Consider the following 17,535-nt stretch of genomic DNA (forward strand, 5'->3'; position numbering starts at 1 on the left):
CCATGCGCCCCGTGCCTATAGATCCGCCTGCGCCGCCTGCCAGGAGGTGCCGGTTGGCCAGTCGCGGCGCATGATGATGTAGGTAAAGGACGTGGACCAGCCGATCAGGATCAGGCCCACCAGCGGCTCGATGCTGGCAAGCAGGCGCGTGGCGCCGATCGGTGCGATGTCGCCCAGGCTTTGCGTGGTGAAGGTCTCAAGCGCGAAGTAGAGATAGACGATCGGCGTGATGGGATGGGCGCTGGCGAGGCCGCCCAGGCCCAGCGTATGGCCCGCCATCCAATAGCCGAGGGCGAACACCATCGCTTCAAGGCAATGGGCCAGGATGATGCAGACGATCAGCACGCCAACGTTGACGCGTCCGCTCCAGCGGCGCGGATTCATGCCTGACAGCAGGCGCAGGGCTTCATAGTGGATGGCGACCACGGTCACGGTGAGGATGCTGGCGCAGGCCAGGGCCAGCAGGTCGTGGACGGTGAGGTTCATTAGGCATTCCTTGTCGGGCCGGGATCGCCTCGGTTGGACGCGGCACGCGATAGTGACCGCGCTTGCCGCCCGGATGTTCCCCGGGGCATGGGCGCGCAGGTCACAGACTCTTTGGAATGTAACGGGGAATCACACGCAGCACCTGCCCGGACGCGCTTTAGCCAAGGCGGCCGGCGAACTCGATCCGGCTGTGGCGTATCTGCAGCTGTACAGCAAGCTGGGGGACCGACGCGCCAGCAGCGCCCGGCCTGCGCGGGAGCCAGGCTTAGTCGAACTCGACGTAGAGTTCGCCGCGCGGCCCGTCAAAGCCGACGCGCGGCACCTTGCCATGCTCGCGGCTGGAGCGCGCCAGGGCGCGGAGCTCAGCCTGCCGGGCGGGCTCGCGCAGGCTGCGGCGGGCCTTGGTGCTGATCTCGACGGGCCCGCATTGCGGGTTGTCGCAGGCATAGAGCACCCATTGCCCATAGCTGCCTTGACGGGTGCGGGCGGCGGCCTGGGAGCCGCAGAGCGGGCAGGATTCTTGTTTTTCCTTCATCGCCGTCAATGGTCGTCAATGGTCGTAAAGGGGGAGGGTGACCGATGCAGGCGCCATGCTGCCTCGCTGGTGACAACGCCCAGCAAAAAACGCATCTTGCGCTGCCACGCAGCGGGCCGGCCAAGGCCCTGCCAGACTTTGCATACAAGTCTGCGCAGTTCGCCGCCATGGTGCTGCCCCTCTTTCGAGGGGATCGTTTTTCCCGGGAGCGGCGGGCGAGCGCGCCATGGGGCGTGCCGGGCCGGCCGGATTGCCAGGCGCCGCGGGCGCGGCCATACTGAGCGCTTAGCCGTGTCCGCGCCAGAGCGATCCCGGAACGATCTCCCCCTAAACACCGATGCGCCAAGACTCTCCCGACTCGCCAGCCAGGCCTCCGCATGACCATGACCATGACCATGATCACGACCATGATCACGGCGGCAGCACGCTATCCGAGATGGACCTGCGCGTGCGCGCGCTGGAATCCCTGCTGGTGGAGAAGGGCTATGTCGACCCGGCCGCGCTGGATCTCCTGATCGAGACCTACGAGCAGCACATCGGCCCGCGCAACGGCGCGCGCGTGGTGGCCAAGGCCTGGGCCGATCCGGCCTACAAGGCGTGGCTGCTGGCGGACGCCACCGCGGCCATCGCCTCGCTCGGCTTCACCGGGCGCCAGGGCGAGCACATGATCGTGCTGGAGAACACGCCTGCGACCCACAACATGGTGGTGTGCACCCTGTGCTCCTGCTATCCCTGGCCAGTGCTGGGACTGCCGCCGGTCTGGTACAAGTCCGCGCCTTACCGCGCCCGGGCGGTGATCGACCCGCGCGGCGTGCTGCGCGATTTCGGTTTTACGCTGCCGCAGGCGGTGCAGATCCAGGTGTGGGACTCCACCGCCGAGCTGCGCTACCTGGTGCTGCCCATGCGCCCGGCCGGGACCGAAGGCTGGAGCGAGCAAGCGCTGGCGGAACTGGTGACCCGTGACGCAATGATCGGCACGGGGTTGCTGCCAGATGTGACCGTGCCGGCAACGGCAGGGGAGCCGCAATGAACGGTGGCCAGGACCTCGGCGGCATGCACGGTTTCGGCCCGGTTAGCCCGGAAGCCGATGAGCCCGTGTTCCACGCCGGCTGGGAGCGCCGCATGCTCGCGCTGACGCTCGCCATGGGCGCGGTCGGCAAGTGGAATATCGACACCATGCGCGCGGCCCGTGAAAGCCTGCCGCCGGCGCAGTACCTTGGCAGCAGCTACTACCAGATCTGGTTCGAAGGCCTCAAGGCCATGCTGGTCAAGACCGGTCTGGCTAGCGCGGAAGAAATCGCAAGCGGGGCATCCACCACGCCGCCACTGCCCCTCGCGCGCATCCTCAGCGCGGAGCAGGTCGGCCCAGCCTTGGCGCGCGGCACACCCAGCGCCCGGCCGGCCTCCGGGCAAGCCGGTTTCCACGTGGGCGACCTGGTACGCACCCGCCAGATGCATCCCGCCGGCCACACCCGGCTACCGCGCTATTGCCGTGGCCGCCAAGGCGAGATCGTGGCCGTGCATGGCGCCCATGTGTTCCCGGATGCCAGCGCGGCCGGCGCCGGCGACCAGCCGCAGTGGCTCTACACCGTGCGTTTTGCCGCCACCGAGTTGTGGGGGGCCGACACCACGGCGGCCTCGGTCTGCGCGGATTGCTGGGAGTCTTACCTTGATCCGGCGGAGCTGGCCCATGGTTGATGCGGCGTCAACTTTACCTTCGCCGGCAAGCCTGCAGGCCATGCGGGCCGCGCTGCCGGCGCTGCCTTGCGACAGCACCGGCCCGGTGTTCCGTGAGCCCTGGGAAGCACAGGCCTTTGCGCTGGCGCTCGCCCTGCATGAGCGCGGCGCCTTTACCTGGGCGGAATGGGCGGCCAGTCTGTCCCAGGTCATCCGCGAAGCCCAGGCGGGCGGGGATCCCGACAACGGCGAGCATTACTACCGTTTCTGGCTGAGCGCGCTGGAGCGGCTCGCCGCCGCCAAGGGCCTGGTCGACGGCGCCGCGCTGCAGGACCGGCGCAACGCGTGGGACGCGGCGGCCCGGCGCACGCCGCACGGCCAGCCGATCGAGCTTGACTGAGGTGCCAAGGGGTAGATTTAACGTGACTTCCAGGCCAAAGACATGCCGCCGGCGGGCGTCCGGCCATTTGCCCGCCAGCGATCCGGCCCCGCTCGTGCTACCGTAGCGGACTAGACGCTATCAAGCGCCCCGATGCCGAGCCGCCAAGGCCGGCGCCAAACTCCGACTGACATGAACGACACAGAGATCCAGCTGATCGGTTCGGCCCGCTTGCCGACCCGTTTTGGCGAATTTACCGCCCACGCCTTCAAGGGTGCCGTTTCGGGCATTGAACACCTTGCGCTGAGCGTCGGCGACATCACTGGCGAGGCCGTGCTGACCCGCCTGCACTCCGAATGCCTGACCGGCGACGTGTTCGGCTCGTGCCGTTGCGACTGTGGCGAACAGCTCGACCTGGCGATGAAGAAGATCGCCGAGGAAGGCCGCGGCATCCTGTTGTACCTGCGCGGGCAGGAAGGGCGCGGGATTGGCCTGGGCCACAAGATCCGCGCCTATGCGCTGCAGGACGGCGGGCTCGACACGGTCGACGCCAACCTGGCGCTGGGCCAGGAGATTGACAGCCGCAACTACGCCTTTGCCGCCGACCTGCTGCATCAGTGGGGCGTCAAGTCGATCCGGCTGATGAGCAACAATCCAAAGAAGAAGCAGGCGCTGGAAGCCGCAGGCATCACGGTGGTCGAGCAGATGCGCCACATTGTCCCGTCCAACGTCGAGAACGAAAAATACCTGGAGACCAAGCGCGAGCGGATGGGGCACCTGCTGGATTGAAGCGCCGGGCGGCAAGCCAGGTGTCATGGCCCGGCATGGCGCTGGCGCCATGCCGGGCTGGAGGGTGCAAAAGCACGATCCGAGCTACTGAAAGCGCACAAATTGGGCAATGCACATAGCCTTGTCCGGCTACACTTTCGGATCGACGCTCTCCTTTAGGCCGCCTTCCAACATGCTTGCCACGATTCGACGCAGATGCGGTGACAGCTTGGTGCGCCTGCGCCGCCTGCTGGCCAGGGAAGTACATCTCGATATCCGCCAGCCCGCGCAGATAAAGCGTATTCATTTGCTGGGATTGCTCGCCTTCGTCGGCTATCCGCTGTTTTACGTTGTCTGGAAGTATCTCTTTCCGCAACCGTACGAGAGCCTGACGCTGCGGCTGCTCGCCATGGTGATGTTCGCCCCGCTAATTCTTACCGGCGACCTGCGCGATCGCAAATGGCTGCCGGCCTATTTCTTTGTCACGCTGACCTACGGGCTATCGTTCCTGTTCGTCTACTTGTATCTGATGAATCACGGCAACCTGGTGTGGTCCCAGTCGCTGGTGATTGCCGTGGTCATCCTGTTCAATTTCAGCGGTTGGCTAGCGGGCGCCGCTTCGCTCGCACTGGGAACGGCCGGGGCCTGGCTGGTCTACCGCTGGATGACTCCGCCGGCTGAGATTCTTACGGTCGACTGGCTGATGGAGCTACCGATCATCGGCTTCACGATCTGTACCGTCGCCGTGCTCAAGATCGACCAGCGCATCCTGATCCAGGAAAAACTCGACGGCATGGCGATCGCGCTGGGCACCGTTGCCCATGAGTTGCGCACGCCGATTCGCAGCATCGGCTCGACCGCGCGGGGCATGGCGCGTTACCTGCCCGGCTTGATTCGCTTCTATCAAGAAAACGAGACCCCGGCGAACACGCTGAACCTGCCGGCGGGACATTTCGGGCTGCTCAAGGACGCTTTGCCGCGTATCCAGCTTGAGGTTGACCGCATGAACCATGGCATCGACGTCCTGCTTGTGAACGCGCGGGTGGGTGCAATGCAGGAACCAAGCGAGGAGTTTCTCCTGGGCAACGCCATCAGCGAGGCCTTGGCGCGCTACCCCTTTGAAGCGGGGCAGCGCGAGAGCGTTCATGTCGATCTGGACGAGGATTTCATGGTGCGCGCGGACCAAAAACTCCTGGTCATGGTGCTGTTCAACCTCATCAAGAATGCGCTGCATGCCATGGCCCGGGCAGGTCATGGCGAAATCCGGCTGCGCACCGAGCGCGGCGCTCGCCGAAACCGGCTGATCTTCCGCGACACCGGCAGCGGCATTCCCGCGCGCGAGCTGTCATCGATCTTCAAGCGCTTTCATACTTACCCCCGCAACGAAGGCACGGGCATCGGCCTGGCCTTCTGCAAAGACACGCTGGAAGCATGGAGTGGCCGCGTGCATTGCCACTCCGTCGAGCATGAGTACACGGAGTTCGTACTGGAGTTTCCTCCCGTCGCTGCGCCAGCCACGCCGGCCAGGGAGAGTGCCGGCGCGGCTGGCTAGGCGGCTTGCTTGCCGGGATCAGGCGGCGCCGAACGCCGTTTCCAGCGCTTCGTGAGGCACTAGCGTTGAGGCCTGCCTGTCTGCGACCAGCCTGGCGCGAGGCGCATTTCGCAGCCGCTGGGTGGAGCGCCAGCTAGCCAGGCCGATCTCATCGCGGATCTCGGCGCAGACCTGGATCAGACGATCGATTTCCACGGCGGTCAGGCATGCGTTCATGGTCAGCCGCATCAGAGCCCGGTCACGCGCAGTGGCCGGCGCGCAGAACACGGCACCAAAGATGCCGCGCGCCTGCAAGGCATTGCGCAACGCTAGCGTTTGCTGCTCCGTACCGGACTCCAGCGAGATGATCTGCTCCGATCCTGCCGACACGTTGTAGCCTAGGCCGGCAAGCGCACTGCGCACCTCGCCTGAGACCGCGTGCAACCGCGCCCGGCGATCATCGGCCGCGACAATAAAATCGGCGGCCGCATCGAACCACGCCAGTTCATGGTGCAACAGCCCCGAGCTGAAAATGGCGGGGCGCGACTCCATGGCGAAATAACCCTTGAACGAGGACGGGCAGGTGATCAATCCGGCCCGGCCACCAAAGGCTTTGGCGAGGCTGGCAGTCTGGAAATGGACCCGGCGCGACAGCCCGAGTTGCGCCACGAGCCCCGCGCCAGCGGGGCCGTGAGTGCCCAGGGAGTGAGACTCGTCGACCACCAGCACGCTCCCGGTGCGCTCTGCCACGTCCACGAAATCGGCCAGTGGGCACAGGCTACCATTGGTGCTATATACGGCATCCACCACGATGATGCCCGGGCCATCCTTGCGGATCTGGCGCTCGGCATGCTCAGCGTCGTTGTGGATGAAGGGAATGGCGCGGGCATGCGCGGCGTGCGCGCCTTCCCACAATGACATATGGGCCAGCATGTCCAGGTAGACAGGCGTGCGCTCATTGGCGATGCTCTGCAGCAAGCCCACGTTGGCAGCCCAGCCAGACTGGCACAGCAAGCTGTCCTCGGCGCCGGTGAACGCCGCCAGCTTGTGCTCGAGGCGGCTGGTGGGATTGTTACCGTGCAGGAAAATCGCCGACATCAGCAACTCGCTCTCCGGCCGGGACATCGCCGTGCTCTGGGCCGTGACCAGCGCCTGCTCGCCAAGCAGGCAAAGATAGTCGTTGCTGGAAAAATGCACCGCATCGGGTCCGGGTTGCCGTCCGTGCAGCAAATGGCTGCCGCCCCAACGTTTCTGTACCCGTTCTACCTCGTGCTCCGCTACCCGCGTGGTGACAAAGTCTGGCCATGCCGCTGCCGCTCTCGACACGTTGGCAGTTTGCAGACAGGCCTGATTGGTATTGCTCATTGCTTTCCCCTTGGAAGTACTCCGACGAAAGAACCGGCCGCAAGACGGCCGGCGATGATCGTGGCAACGCAGGCGCCACCCGTGCCCCGTGTTTGTAGCTTTGCCTGTCATGTACGGTCCGGGGCTAGCGTGGCTGCCTGCAGCGTGTTGCGTCGACAGGCTATTCTGCCGTGCGCCGGAGAATTCTCCCTGTTCACTCGCGTACAGCTTGCGCGGCGATATCTGGCCTACATCTGCGCGAGGACCTCGGCGGGCGCGTTGGCGGGAAGCATTCCAACGGCTCGCGCAATCACGGCAGCGGCCGGATGAACCTTGTCCAGCTGCAGATATTCAGTAGGGGCGTGGCCCAGCACGCGGCGGAACATGGTCGAGAAAGCCGCCGGGCTCTCATAGCCGTAATCCAGGGCAATGCGGGTGACCGCGTCGCCAGCGGCCAGCCGTGACAGGGCCAGGACGACGCAGGCGCGCTGGCGCCATGCCGCGAACGCCATGCCGGTCTGCTCACGGAAAAAGCGGCTGAAGGTCCGGATGCTCATATGCAGCGCCAGTGCCCAGCGCTGCGGCGAATCATGCGTGTCGGGCCGCTGCAGGAATGCGTGGCAAAGCGCTGCGAGCCGCGCATCGCGCGGCAGCGGAATATGCAAGGGTAGCGCCGTCATGCGGGCAACCTCATGCAGCAGCAGGGTCACCAGCGCGCCGTCCCGGCCTTGTGGATCGTAGTGCGCCGGCATCTCCACGGCGCCAATCAGCAATTGCCGCATCAAGGCGGATACCCCCATCACCTGACAGGCGTCGCCCGGCCCGGGCATAGCGCCGGGCTCGATATACAGGCTACGCGTGCTGACGCCCAGCATGGTCACTTCATGCTCTATCCCCGGCGGAATCCAGACCGCGCGCTGCGGCGGAACGATCCAGTTACCGTCGCGCGTAACCACGTGCATCACACCCGTGACGCCATAGAGCAGTTGCGCGCGGCGATGGGCGTGGCGCGGCAACAGGTAGCCCTTCGGGTAGTCGGTGCCGATCGCGACCACGGGCCTGGGCACGTGGTCGTAGTCGTCGATGCGGGCGTTGAGCATGGAGGGTACGGGCGGCGGAAGGGATGGGCGGCCGCATGGCTGGTTGGCCGAAATACAAATATTATTGACCAATCTTCGAAAGTTGGCCATGCCAACCGCACGTATCGTGAGTGGACCTGGAACCCCCTGGAACCCATTCCTCCTTAGCGATGCTTTTTCTTCTCTTTATCCTGTTCGGCTGCCTGACTGGCGTGACCACCGTGCTGTTTGGCTTTGGTGGCGGGTTTGTGGTGGTGCCTTTGCTGTACCGCGCACTGAGCGCCGCCGACGCGCACGCGCCGGGACAGTCCGCCATGCACATCGCCATCGCCACCTCGACGGCAGCAATGATCCTGAGTGCCTCGCTCGCCACGCGCAAGCACCGCCTGGCGGGCAACATCCTGTGGCCGTATCTGTGGCCGCTGGGGGGATTCATCGGGTTGGGCGCCGTCATGGGGGCCGGCGCCACCATGCTGGCGAGCAGTGACGTGGTGCGCCTTGTCTTCGTGGCCTACCTGGGCGTCACGCTGCTGGATTGCCTGGCGCGCCGCGGATTCCTCGCGCGTTCCGGGGCGGGTTCGCCCCAGCGGCTCGGCCAGGCGCAGACGGTGGCGGGCGGCCTGGCGATCGGCCTGGTCGCCACGTTCCTTGGCGTGGGTGGCAGCGTCATGACCGTGCCCCTGCTGCGCCGCCGTGGCCTGAGCATGGCGCAAGCCACGGCGATGGCGAACCCCTTGAGCCTGCCGGTCGCCGTCCCGGGCACCCTGGCCTACGTGGCCATGGCTTGGTACCAGCCGGTGGCGCTGGGCAGCGGTTTTCTGGGGTACATCGACCTTGCCGCGCTCGGGTTGCTAGCGCTCGGCTCGCTGGCAGGCATCCACCTCGCCGCCCCGCTGGCCGGGCGCATCCCCGACCGGGTGCATGCGCGTGTCTATCTCGGCCTGCTGGCCCTGGTGATGGTCAGCATGATGTTCAAGTAAGCGCAACCCGGAACCGCTGAACACGCGATAAGGCGTTGACACGGCTGGCAAGAATATCTCCGGACTGAACGCGACCTGCGCGACCGCAATCGCCCAGCACGAACTGCCGCCGCGGCCGGATAGGGGCAGGAGGGGCAGGAGGGGCAGGTTTGGCATCCCGCCCAAAAGCCTTCTAAGATCAAGGCACATTCACTCGTCCAGGAACATGGCCATGACCAATGTGAGCAAGCCCGCAGCGCCAAAGCCCCCCGGGACGCCCGCGCCATCCAAAACCAGGCCTTCGGCGGGCAGCAAGGACGATCACGTGGAAGACGAACTCGACGAAGCCTTGAAGGAGACCTTTCCAGCGAGCGACCCGATTTCGGTGGATCACGGGCGGGGCACGCGCCCTGCGAAGTAGACAGGGCGCCTAGCCGGTTTTCTAGACCAGTTGCCGCAACTGCGCGACGACATTCATCAGTTGCCCGTGCGCCACGATCACGCCGGATTCGTCCTGCAGCGCTTGCTGGTAGCGGTCGCGGAACGCCGGATCGCTGTCGGGCCCAAACAGTTTTTCGGTGGCAGCCGCCACCGCCTTGCAGGTTTCATCGTGATGCTCGGGCGCGTCCAGCTCTTCGTCGATCTCGATGATCAGGCGCGAGAGTGGGTCCAGCCACCGGAAATAGGTCTCCTCGGTCACAACCTGCACGAACAGCCCGGCCGGGATCGGGCCATGCAGGCGTTCGTACTCCGTGCGATTCAGCGCGATCACTTCCTTGTGCACCTTCAAGAGTGCGGCCCGCAGGGCGCGCAGCCCGCTGCGGCGATCCTCCTGCTTGGCCAGGAATTGCTCGTGTGGCATAGCCATTCTCCTTTTCTTGTTGGCTCAATGGGCCGTTGCGGCCCGTTTGTCAGTATAGGCAGGGGGGCGCGCTCGGCGGCGCTAGCGTGGCTTGGCAACAACCCATAGGGTTAGCGCTGGCTTGTCTTGCGGGGCAGCTTGTCCAGCAGCGCCTGCCGTTTGCCCCAGATCCTGGCAACCCCAACGCCCCAGGGCGATCCCCGCGCTGTCACGACTCGGCATCCGCATCCAGCACGCCGATCAGGTCGGCCGCCACGGAGCGCCGCGCATCGGCCGCCCGGAAATACCGTACCAGCGTGGCCACGCTGGTGTGCCCGGTCATGGCCATGGTTTCAGCCAGCGGAACCTGGCGCGAAGCTGCCTCGGTCACGAACCCCGAGCGCAGCGAGTGCGCCGAGAAATCTCCCTCCAGCCCAGCCTCCTCGCAGCGCTGCATGACGATCTTGCGCACGGCGGCGGCGGACAGTGCCTCGCCTACATGACCACCACGACGGATGCGCCGGAAGATGGCGCCATCGCCTATCCCTGCCGCCTTCAGCCAGGCCTCCAGCGCCGCGCCCGCCGCGCCGATGACCGGCTTGGCGTTGTCCGGCAGGTCGGCGCCGGCCTGATTGGTCTTGGACCAGCCGAGTTGATAGACAAACTCCCCCGGACCCAAGCCCCGCAAGGTGGCTAACGTGGCGCCTGCCACTTCCGAGCGCCGCCGGCCGCCACTGGACCAGGCGAACAGCAGCAGCGCGCGGTCGCGCAGGCCGATCAGCGAGTCGTCACAGGTTGCCAGCAAGCGGGAAAACGGCTCACGCGTCAGCGCTGCCTTGCGCGCCGGGCGCTCGCCGCGCTTGGCATAGGCCCGGCGCGTGCGGGCCACCAGTTCACGAACGGCCGGGTCCGCGCAGGGGTTATCCAGGGTTTCCAGCCGGTGCGCCTTGGCAATGACGGCCAGCCGGTGCATCAGCGTGGCTAATGCCGGTGGGCCAATGCGCGCCTTGAGGCCACGGGCGACCAGTGCCGCGTCGATGGCAGGCGGCATTTCGTTGACCGGGCCCTGGGGCGTGGTCCGTGTGGCGTGGTCTACGACGAACTGGATGATGACCGACGGCAGCAAAGGGAGGGCGATCGGCTGGCCGTAACGCAGGGCGAACCAGCCCGCCCAATACCGAAGCGCGGAACGATAGCTGGCCACCGTGTTGGCGGATTCGCCTTCGCGGTACAGCGCTTCGGCGGCCTGGCGGCCAAGCGGATCGAGTTCGGACGGGCAGAGCGGCGCGGGAAAATCGGCATGAACGGGCTTCAGGCTGGTACAACATGACCAGATAAAGCGCGATAACCATTCATTATCGTGCCTTATTGATGGGCGGCAAGCAAAGCCGCCCAAAAACTTGCCCGGACCATGCAAAACGCCACTCTTCCCGCCGCACGCTCCCGTTCCATTACCCAGCAAGACGTCTGGCAAGCTGCCGATGCCTTGCTGCTGGCCGGCCAGCGTCCAACCATCGAACGGATCCGCCTGCACCTGGGGCGCGGCTCGCCCAATACCGTCAGCCCGTACCTGGATGCCTGGTTTGCCGGGCTGGGCGCGCGTTTGCAGGATCCGCAGGCGTTTGCGGCACCAGCCAGCCTGCCCGAGCCGGTGAACCAGGCCGCGCGGTACTATAGACGCGCTGCGGCGCGATACCGCTAGCCAGCGTGCCGCGTGGGACAAGGAGCGGGAAACCATGGCGGATCGCTTTGGCGCCAACGAGCGGCGCATGGCGCTCGAACTGGACGCGGCGCGGGTGGCGCTGCGGGAAGGGCAGCGCCAGATGGATGCAGAGCGCAAGGCGGCCCAGCAAAGACTGGCGGATGTGGCCGAGGCCGCGGGGCGGCAGGCCGAGGAACTGGCAACGGTGGGGAATGCCGTGGCGGTGCTGAACGAGCGGGTCCGGCAGCAGGACGGCTTGCTGGCCGAGTACCGTCAGCTCCTGGAGAGCCGCGGCGAGCCGGAGCCGGATATGCTGCGGGCCGTGCGCCCGCCGGTGCGCAAGGCCCGCCCGATCCGGCCGGCGCGGCCACCACGTTTCAAGGTCTAGGGCGAATGTTTCCTGATGCTAGATCTAGCATTGCGATTCGGCTGCAACCACATGATTTTATTGAAATTTCTACAGCAGATCCCAATCCGAAATAACCAATAATTCGCATCAGGTTACATCCATAACCCATTGATTTTCATTACTTAGTGGTGCCGTCAGCCGTTCCTGCGAATACGCTGGAAAGAATGGCGGGCCGCGCCGCCTTTACTTAGTTCAGGCGCAGCAGATGCTTCTGGATTTTCCCGCTCGTGGTCTTCGGCAGCGCATCCACGAAGTGATATCGGCGCGGCCGCTTGTAGGCGGCCAGCCGGTCGCCGTGCACCAGGAAGCCATCAAGCAGCGCCGTGCTGGCTTGCGCCCCCGGCCTGGCCACCACATAAGCGCAGACCAGTTGCCCCCAGGTGGCATCCGCCTCGCCAATGACAGCCACTTCCAGCACGGCAGGATGCTCGATCAGCGCGTCCTCGACCTCGCGCGGGTACACGTTCTCGGCACCCGAATTGATCATGTAGTCGATGCGGTCGCGCACCCACAGGTAGCCGTTCTCGTCCAGGCTGCCGAGGTCGCCGGTGTGGTACCAGCCGTGGGCCAGGGCGCGCGCGTTGGCGTCCGGGCGGTTCAGGTACCCGGCCATCATGCACGGGCCGCGCACCAGGATCTCGCCGACTTCCCCGGGTGCGCAAGGCTGGGCCGGATCGGTCGGGGAGCCGTCCTCGCGCGGCACCGCCACGACCAGGTCGTGATTGAGCGAGGGCAGGCCGGCCGAGCCAGCGTGGCTGAGCTGCTCGTGCGGATACAGCACGGACATGCAGGGCCCCATCTCGGTGGTGCCGTACACCTGTACCAGCCCGGCGCCAACCACACGGTCCCACTCGCGGATCAGGTGCGGCGCCATCGATGCGCCGCCGTACTCCACCAGCCGCAGCGACGAGACATCGCGCGTGTGGGCGTCCGGGTGGTTGAGCATCATGCCGACCATGGTCGGCGCGGCGAAGAAGTGCGTGACCTTCTCGGCCTCGACCAGCTGCCATGCCTCGCCGGCATCGAAGCGCCGCTGCAGCACCTGCGTGGCGCCCAGCTGCAGGCGTGGCAGGAAGCTGGTATGCAGCTCCGCCGTATGGTTCAGCGGTGCAATCGACAAGCCAACGTCCTCGCGCGACAGCATCATGGCCTGATGCATCATCGCGTTGTGCGCGAGCTTGCTGCGGTGCGTGTGCAGCACGCCCTTGGGGCGGCCGGTGGTGCCGCTGGTGTACATCAGGATGCAGGGATCGTTTTCGTCCACGGCGACGGCGGGCGCGTCGTGCGGCTGCCCCGCGGCCAGCGTGGCCAGGTGATGCGTGGCAAAGGCCGGTGCCGGCCCGGGGTCGGCATAGATCCAGCGCGTTGTGCCAGGGGCCAGCTCGGCAGCTTTTTCCGCCACGGCGGCGCCTTCCTGCTCGAACAGCAGGACGCTGGCCTTGCCGTCCTCCAGGATGAAGGCCAGTTCCTGCGCGGCCAGCCGGTAGTTGACGGGATTGAAGATCGCGCCCACCCGGGCCGCCGCCAGCATGCTGAAGACAAAGGCTGGCGTGTTGTAGAGAAAGGCCGCGACCACATCGCCATGGCCCACGCCGATCGCCAGCAGCGCGTGGGCGTGGCGGTTAACCTCCGCGTCCAGTTCGGCGTAAGTCCAGGCGCGGCGGCCGGCGCCCGTGCCGGCGACCAGCGCGGTCTTGCGCGGCAGGTAGCGCGCGGGCCAGGAAAGGGTGTCGCCCAGCGTAAGGACGTGAATCAAGGCAGTGCTCCAACAGCGGGGATGGGGGCGCCGGCAGGCAAGGCAGGCCGACGAAAGCGGATGAATATAAAGTCGGCGCCGCTTTTTGGGAAATAACGATTTGCACTTTGCATATAGGGATACGCCGGGGTGCGCCACCCGGCGCCAAAGCCAATTGACGCAAGACGCCGCGCCGGCGGCTCGCTATCGTGCCAGCAAGGCCCGGCGAGCCATGACTCGCCGATGACAACGGCAATCGATGACTGAGGCAAAAGAGGAAGCGCGTCCATGAACAAGCAAAATCGGCAGGGCAAGGAGAGCGTGCGGATCGGCGGCGCGTCTGGTTTCTGGGGCGATAGCGCGATCGGCCCGGTCCAACTGGTGGAGAAGGGCGACATCGACTACCTGGTGTTCGACTATCTTGCCGAGCTCACCATGTCGCTGCTTGCGGCGGCACGCTTGAAGAACCCTGAGGCCGGCTACGCGCTGGATTTCGTCACCGGGGCCCTGCGCTCGGTGCTCAAGCCAGCCATGGAGCAGGGCATCCGTATCGTCAGCAATGCCGGCGGCGTGAATCCGCGGGCCTGCGCGGCGGCGGTGCGCAAGCTGGCCGAGGAGCTCGGCTTGACGGTGCGGGTGGCGGTGGTCGATGGCGACGACCTGCTGGCGCAGCTGGACGCGCTGCGCGAGGCCGGCACGCGCGACATGCAAAGCGGCGCTGCGATGCCGGCCCGCATCCTGACGGCCAATGCCTATCTTGGCGCCGTGCCGGTCCGGGCCGCGCTGGATGCCGGCGCGGATATCGTGATCACCGGGCGCTGCGTGGACAGCGCGGTGACGCTGGGCGTGCTGATGCACGAGTTCGGCTGGAGCCCGACCGACTACGATCTGCTGTCCGCGGGCAGCCTGGCTGGGCACATCATCGAGTGCGGCTGCCAGGCCACCGGCGGCCTGCATACCGACTGGGAGCAGGTACCGGACTGGGCCAATATCGGCTACCCAGTGGTGAGCTGCCGGGCGGATGGCACTTTCCTGGTCGGCAAGCCGCCCGGCACCGGCGGGCTGGTCAGCCCCGCCACTGTCGGCGAGCAGATGCTGTACGAGATAGGCGATCCCGCTGCCTACCTGCTGCCCGACGTGATCTGCGATTTCACCGGCGTAACGCTGCGCCAGGCCGGGCCTGACCTGGTGGAAGTGCAGGGTGCCAGGGGCCGCCCGCCTACGCCTGGCTACAAGGTCTCGGCCACCTATGCCGACGGCTACCGCTGCTCGGCGCAACTGACCATCGTGGGCTTCGATGCCGTGCGCAAGGCGCGCCGCAGCGGCGAGGCCTTCCTGGCGCGCACCCGCGGCATGCTGGCAAAGGCCGGGCTGCCGGATTTCACCGAGACCCGGCTGGACGTGCTCGGCACCGCCGCGTCGTTTGGCCCGCATGTGCCGCAGCCATCCTTGTTCGAGGCGGTGATGTGGCTGGCGGTGACGCATCCGGACAAGCGCGCGCTGGAGTTGTTCGCGCGCGAGATCGCGCCCGCCGGCACGTCCTGGTCACCCGGCACGACCGGTGTTGGAGGCCGGCCATCGGTGAGCATGGCCATCAAGCAGTTTCCCTTCCTGGTGCCGAAAACGCTGGTTCAGCCCGCCGTGTGGCTTGACGAACAGCCGGTGCCGCTGCCGGCGACCTTCGTCTGCGGGACTGACGCGCAAACCAGCCCGGCGCCGGCGGCCGGGCGAGCCAGCCGATCGACGCCATCGGCCACCATCCAGCCTGGCAAGGACTGGATCGACGTGCCACTGATCCGGCTGGCGTACGGCCGTAGTGGCGACAAGGGCGATTTCTCCAACATCGGCATCATCGCGCGCGACGCCGCCTACCTGCCGCTGATCGAAGCGCAGCTTACCGGCGCCGCGGTGGCCGGGTTCCTTGCGCACAATGTAAAGGGCAAGGTGACGCGCTACTTCCTGCCCGGCATCGGCGCCTTCAACTTCCTTTGCGAGCAGGCGCTCGGCGGCGGCGGCATGGCGTCGCTGCGCAACGATCCGCTGGGCAAGGGGATGGCGCAGGTCCTGCTGGCCATGCCGGTGCGGGTGCCGCCAGCGCTGGCGCAGGCACTGGGCGCTTGAGCGCGACCGGCGCGCAGCGGCCGCGCGGGCATCGGGATAAACCCCCATCCGGCGGCTGCTCGGCCGCCTTCGCTGGCATGATGATGGAGGCGCGCAAAGCCGCAGGGCGGCTGCCCGCGCCTTCTTGCCGAACCATGCGCCAGCCGTCCGCCACATCGGCCACGCGCGGCGCCGCGAACAGTGAGACCCAGATGCTGCCAGTTTTGCCATGCACACCGGATGCCATGGGCCAGCCGGGCGTGCGCCCGAGCGGAAGCTTCATGTGGATCGACCCCGACCGCGTGCTCTACGTTGGGCTGCTAGGCGCGCCATCGGTGCGCTCCATCGGCGCCATCCTGCTCTATGTGGCCCTAGATGCTCCGTTTCGCCTGAGCGTGGCGGATGGCGAGTGGGAAACCGCCGAGATCGCCGTCGTGCCGCCCTACGTGCCGCACCGCATCACTTCCGACAGCCGCAGCTTGTGCGGCTTCCTGATCGAGCCCGAGACCGTCGATCTGTCCCGCTTGCCCCTGCTGTTGCGCGGGCCGGGCGGCGCGCTGGCGGCGCCACGGATGGCCCAGCATGCACGCGACCTGATCGCCCAGTTGCGCGGCATGCGGCGCCCCGAACTGGAGGCCGGCCTGCTCGATACGCTGTTGCTGGGTGAACCACTGGTGCCGCGCGCGCTCGATCCGCGCATTGATGCGGCGGTACGCCAGATCAAGGGCGATCCGGGCAGCCGCAGCGCCGCCACCGACCATGCGCGCGACGCCAACTTGTCGTTTTCGCGCTTCCTGCACCTGTTCAAGGAAGAGGTTGGCACGCCGTTTCGCACCTTCCGCACCTGGAAGCGCGCCCGCAGCTTGCTGCACTACGTCACCCAGGAGGCCAACCTGGCCGAGGTCGCGCTGGATACCGGCTATCCCGACTCCACGCATTTCAGCCACTCCATCCGCCGCGTGTACGGGCTCAAGCCGCGCGACATCTTCGCCGGTTCGCGCAAGCTTGCGCTGCATGGCCTGCCACCGATGACGGCCTACCGCCCAGCCTAGCCGGCCGTGCGGCAACCACTTTGCACAAGACCAGCGGCGTGCCGCGCGCCAGAATCAAGGCCATCTACCTTTCCCAAGCCTGCCGCCAACGGCAGCCGGACATCTCCCATGAAAGCAACCTGCCAGGACCTGCTGGCCGAATACCGCGAGCTGGCCGCGCTCGCCGCCACGCTCACCCCGGCGCAATGGCGCGAGCCAAGCGCTTTCCATGACTGGAGCGCCTGGGACGAGATCGCCCACCTGTGCTATTTCGACCAAACCGCGCTGCAGGCCGCCACCGACCCGCAAGCCTTCCTGCGCGGCGCGCAGACACTCAACACGCTGATGGCGGGCGGCGGCCATATCAGCGCGGTGGCGCGTGAAACCTACGGCCACTTGGACGGCCCCGGCTTGCTGGCGTACTGGCTGCCGCTGTACGAGAGGCTGGTGCAGACGCTGGCCGCGCTCGACCCCAAGGCCCGCCTGCCCTGGTACGGGCCGCCCATGAGCGCCCGCAGCTTTGCCACCGCGCGGCTGATGGAGACCTGGGCCCATGGCCAGGACGTCTGGGATACGGTAGGCCGCGCCCGCGCGCCCACGGCCCGCCTCAAGCACATCGCCCATATTGGCGCCACCACCTACGGCTGGACCTTCGTCAATCGCGGCGAGCCGGTGCCGGGGCCCGCGCCATATATCGTGCTGAGCGCGCCCGATGGCAGCAAGTGGACCTGGAACGAACCGCAGGCGGACAACCATGTGCGCGGCAGCGCGGAGGACTTCTGCCTGCTGGTCACGCAGCGCCGCCACCTGGACGATACCCGCCTGGCCTACAGTGCCGGCCCGGCCCGGCAATGGCTGGCGCAAGCCCAGTGCTTCGCCGGGCCGCCCGCCACCGGGCCGGCCGCAGGCACGCGCGTGTTGGACGGATCGCGCTCGGCGCCGGCCGCGTGAGCGGCACC

The 17,535-nt window shown here is 66.8% G+C and carries 19 protein-coding genes; 12 read left to right on the forward strand and 7 right to left on the reverse strand.

What is annotated here, in order from left to right; all coding sequences use genetic code 11:
- Positions 1–15: 15 nt before the first annotated feature.
- Both OR16_RS21475 and OR16_RS21480 read right to left on the reverse strand, forming a co-directional pair.
- A complete protein-coding gene (locus OR16_RS21475) occupies positions 16–486 on the reverse strand; it encodes an ion channel (protein ID WP_006160055.1) in 471 nt (156 codons plus the stop codon).
- 265 nt (positions 487–751) lie between these two features.
- The gene (locus OR16_RS21480) at positions 752–1,021 is read right to left on the reverse strand and encodes a hypothetical protein (RefSeq protein WP_006160056.1); all 270 of its coding nucleotides are present in this window, start codon (positions 1,019–1,021) and stop codon (positions 752–754) included.
- Between the two features lie 337 nt (positions 1,022–1,358).
- Between OR16_RS21480 and nthA the strand changes: the two genes are divergently transcribed.
- The 5 genes from nthA to OR16_RS21505 all read left to right on the forward strand — a co-directional run bounded on the left by nthA (position 1,359) and on the right by OR16_RS21505 (position 5,397).
- Complete coding sequence (gene nthA, locus OR16_RS21485; protein ID WP_006160057.1) at positions 1,359–2,051, forward strand: nitrile hydratase subunit alpha; 693 nt, start codon at positions 1,359–1,361, stop codon at positions 2,049–2,051.
- The gene (gene nthB / locus OR16_RS21490) at positions 2,048–2,719 is read left to right on the forward strand and encodes a nitrile hydratase subunit beta (RefSeq protein ID WP_006160058.1); all 672 of its coding nucleotides are present in this window, start codon (positions 2,048–2,050) and stop codon (positions 2,717–2,719) included. Before nthA ends, nthB begins: the two co-directional genes overlap by 4 nt.
- Entirely contained in the window at positions 2,712–3,098 is a 387-nt protein-coding gene (locus OR16_RS21495) for a nitrile hydratase accessory protein (protein ID WP_100227947.1), read from the forward strand. The genes nthB and OR16_RS21495 overlap by 8 nt, the downstream gene beginning before the upstream one ends.
- Before the next feature lie 171 nt (positions 3,099–3,269).
- Positions 3,270–3,866 carry a GTP cyclohydrolase II gene (ribA, locus tag OR16_RS21500; protein WP_006160060.1) on the forward strand — a complete coding sequence of 199 codons (597 nt, stop codon included), beginning with the start codon at positions 3,270–3,272 and terminating at the stop codon, positions 3,864–3,866.
- Positions 3,867–4,077: 211 nt separating this feature from the next.
- A complete protein-coding gene (locus OR16_RS21505; RefSeq protein WP_237717168.1) occupies positions 4,078–5,397 on the forward strand; it encodes a sensor histidine kinase in 1,320 nt (439 codons plus the stop codon).
- An 18-nt stretch (positions 5,398–5,415) separates the two neighbouring features.
- On the opposite strand, the gene cqsA is transcribed toward OR16_RS21505, so the two are convergent.
- Both cqsA and OR16_RS21515 read right to left on the reverse strand, forming a co-directional pair.
- On the reverse strand, positions 5,416–6,741 hold the full coding sequence (cqsA, locus tag OR16_RS21510) for an alpha-hydroxyketone-type quorum-sensing autoinducer synthase (protein ID WP_050983057.1): 1,326 nt from the start codon (positions 6,739–6,741) through the stop codon (positions 5,416–5,418).
- Positions 6,742–6,968: 227 nt separating this feature from the next.
- Positions 6,969–7,820 carry an AraC family transcriptional regulator gene (locus tag OR16_RS21515; protein ID WP_006160063.1) on the reverse strand — a complete coding sequence of 284 codons (852 nt, stop codon included), beginning with the start codon at positions 7,818–7,820 and terminating at the stop codon, positions 6,969–6,971.
- 149 nt (positions 7,821–7,969) lie between these two features.
- On the opposite strand from OR16_RS21515, the gene OR16_RS21520 reads away from it, so the two are divergent.
- Together OR16_RS21520 and OR16_RS21525 are read left to right on the forward strand one after the other, a co-directional pair.
- Positions 7,970–8,779, forward strand: coding sequence for a sulfite exporter TauE/SafE family protein (locus OR16_RS21520; protein WP_006160064.1), 810 nt, complete (start codon positions 7,970–7,972; stop codon positions 8,777–8,779).
- 211 nt (positions 8,780–8,990) lie between these two features.
- Entirely contained in the window at positions 8,991–9,179 is a 189-nt protein-coding gene (locus OR16_RS21525) for a hypothetical protein (protein ID WP_237717165.1), read from the forward strand.
- Positions 9,180–9,200: 21 nt separating this feature from the next.
- On the opposite strand, the gene OR16_RS21530 is transcribed toward OR16_RS21525, so the two are convergent.
- Together OR16_RS21530 and OR16_RS21535 are read right to left on the reverse strand one after the other, a co-directional pair.
- Positions 9,201–9,626, reverse strand: coding sequence for a hypothetical protein (locus OR16_RS21530; protein WP_043420546.1), 426 nt, complete (start codon positions 9,624–9,626; stop codon positions 9,201–9,203).
- Between the two features lie 202 nt (positions 9,627–9,828).
- On the reverse strand, positions 9,829–10,914 hold the full coding sequence (locus OR16_RS21535; RefSeq protein WP_050983061.1) for a site-specific integrase: 1,086 nt from the start codon (positions 10,912–10,914) through the stop codon (positions 9,829–9,831).
- Between the two features lie 96 nt (positions 10,915–11,010).
- On the opposite strand from OR16_RS21535, the gene OR16_RS46180 reads away from it, so the two are divergent.
- Positions 11,011–11,301: a DNA-binding protein gene (locus tag OR16_RS46180; RefSeq protein ID WP_050983058.1), complete on the forward strand. Its 291-nt coding sequence runs from the start codon at positions 11,011–11,013 to the stop codon at positions 11,299–11,301.
- Between the two features lie 34 nt (positions 11,302–11,335).
- Positions 11,336–11,689 (forward strand): hypothetical protein, encoded by a 354-nt coding sequence (locus OR16_RS46185; RefSeq protein ID WP_050983059.1) that lies wholly within the window; start codon positions 11,336–11,338, stop codon positions 11,687–11,689.
- Between the two features lie 208 nt (positions 11,690–11,897).
- Here the strand turns inward: OR16_RS46185 and OR16_RS21545 are convergent, their stop codons facing one another.
- A complete protein-coding gene (locus OR16_RS21545) occupies positions 11,898–13,466 on the reverse strand; it encodes a fatty acid--CoA ligase (protein ID WP_006160067.1) in 1,569 nt (522 codons plus the stop codon).
- A 267-nt stretch (positions 13,467–13,733) separates the two neighbouring features.
- Here OR16_RS21545 and OR16_RS21550 point away from each other — a divergent pair, with 267 nt between their 5' ends.
- The 3 genes from OR16_RS21550 (at position 13,734) to OR16_RS21560 (ending at position 17,527) form a co-directional block, all read left to right on the forward strand.
- Positions 13,734–15,566 carry an acyclic terpene utilization AtuA family protein gene (locus OR16_RS21550; protein ID WP_006160068.1) on the forward strand — a complete coding sequence of 611 codons (1,833 nt, stop codon included), beginning with the start codon at positions 13,734–13,736 and terminating at the stop codon, positions 15,564–15,566.
- A 260-nt stretch (positions 15,567–15,826) separates the two neighbouring features.
- Complete coding sequence (locus tag OR16_RS21555; RefSeq protein WP_050983062.1) at positions 15,827–16,597, forward strand: AraC family transcriptional regulator; 771 nt, start codon at positions 15,827–15,829, stop codon at positions 16,595–16,597.
- 108 nt (positions 16,598–16,705) lie between these two features.
- Entirely contained in the window at positions 16,706–17,527 is an 822-nt protein-coding gene (locus OR16_RS21560) for a TIGR03084 family metal-binding protein (RefSeq protein WP_006160070.1), read from the forward strand.
- Positions 17,528–17,535: the final 8 nt, after the last annotated feature.

It is taken from the genome of Cupriavidus basilensis OR16, assembly GCF_000243095.1.
In the GTDB taxonomy this organism is placed as follows: domain Bacteria; phylum Pseudomonadota; class Gammaproteobacteria; order Burkholderiales; family Burkholderiaceae; genus Cupriavidus; species Cupriavidus basilensis_D.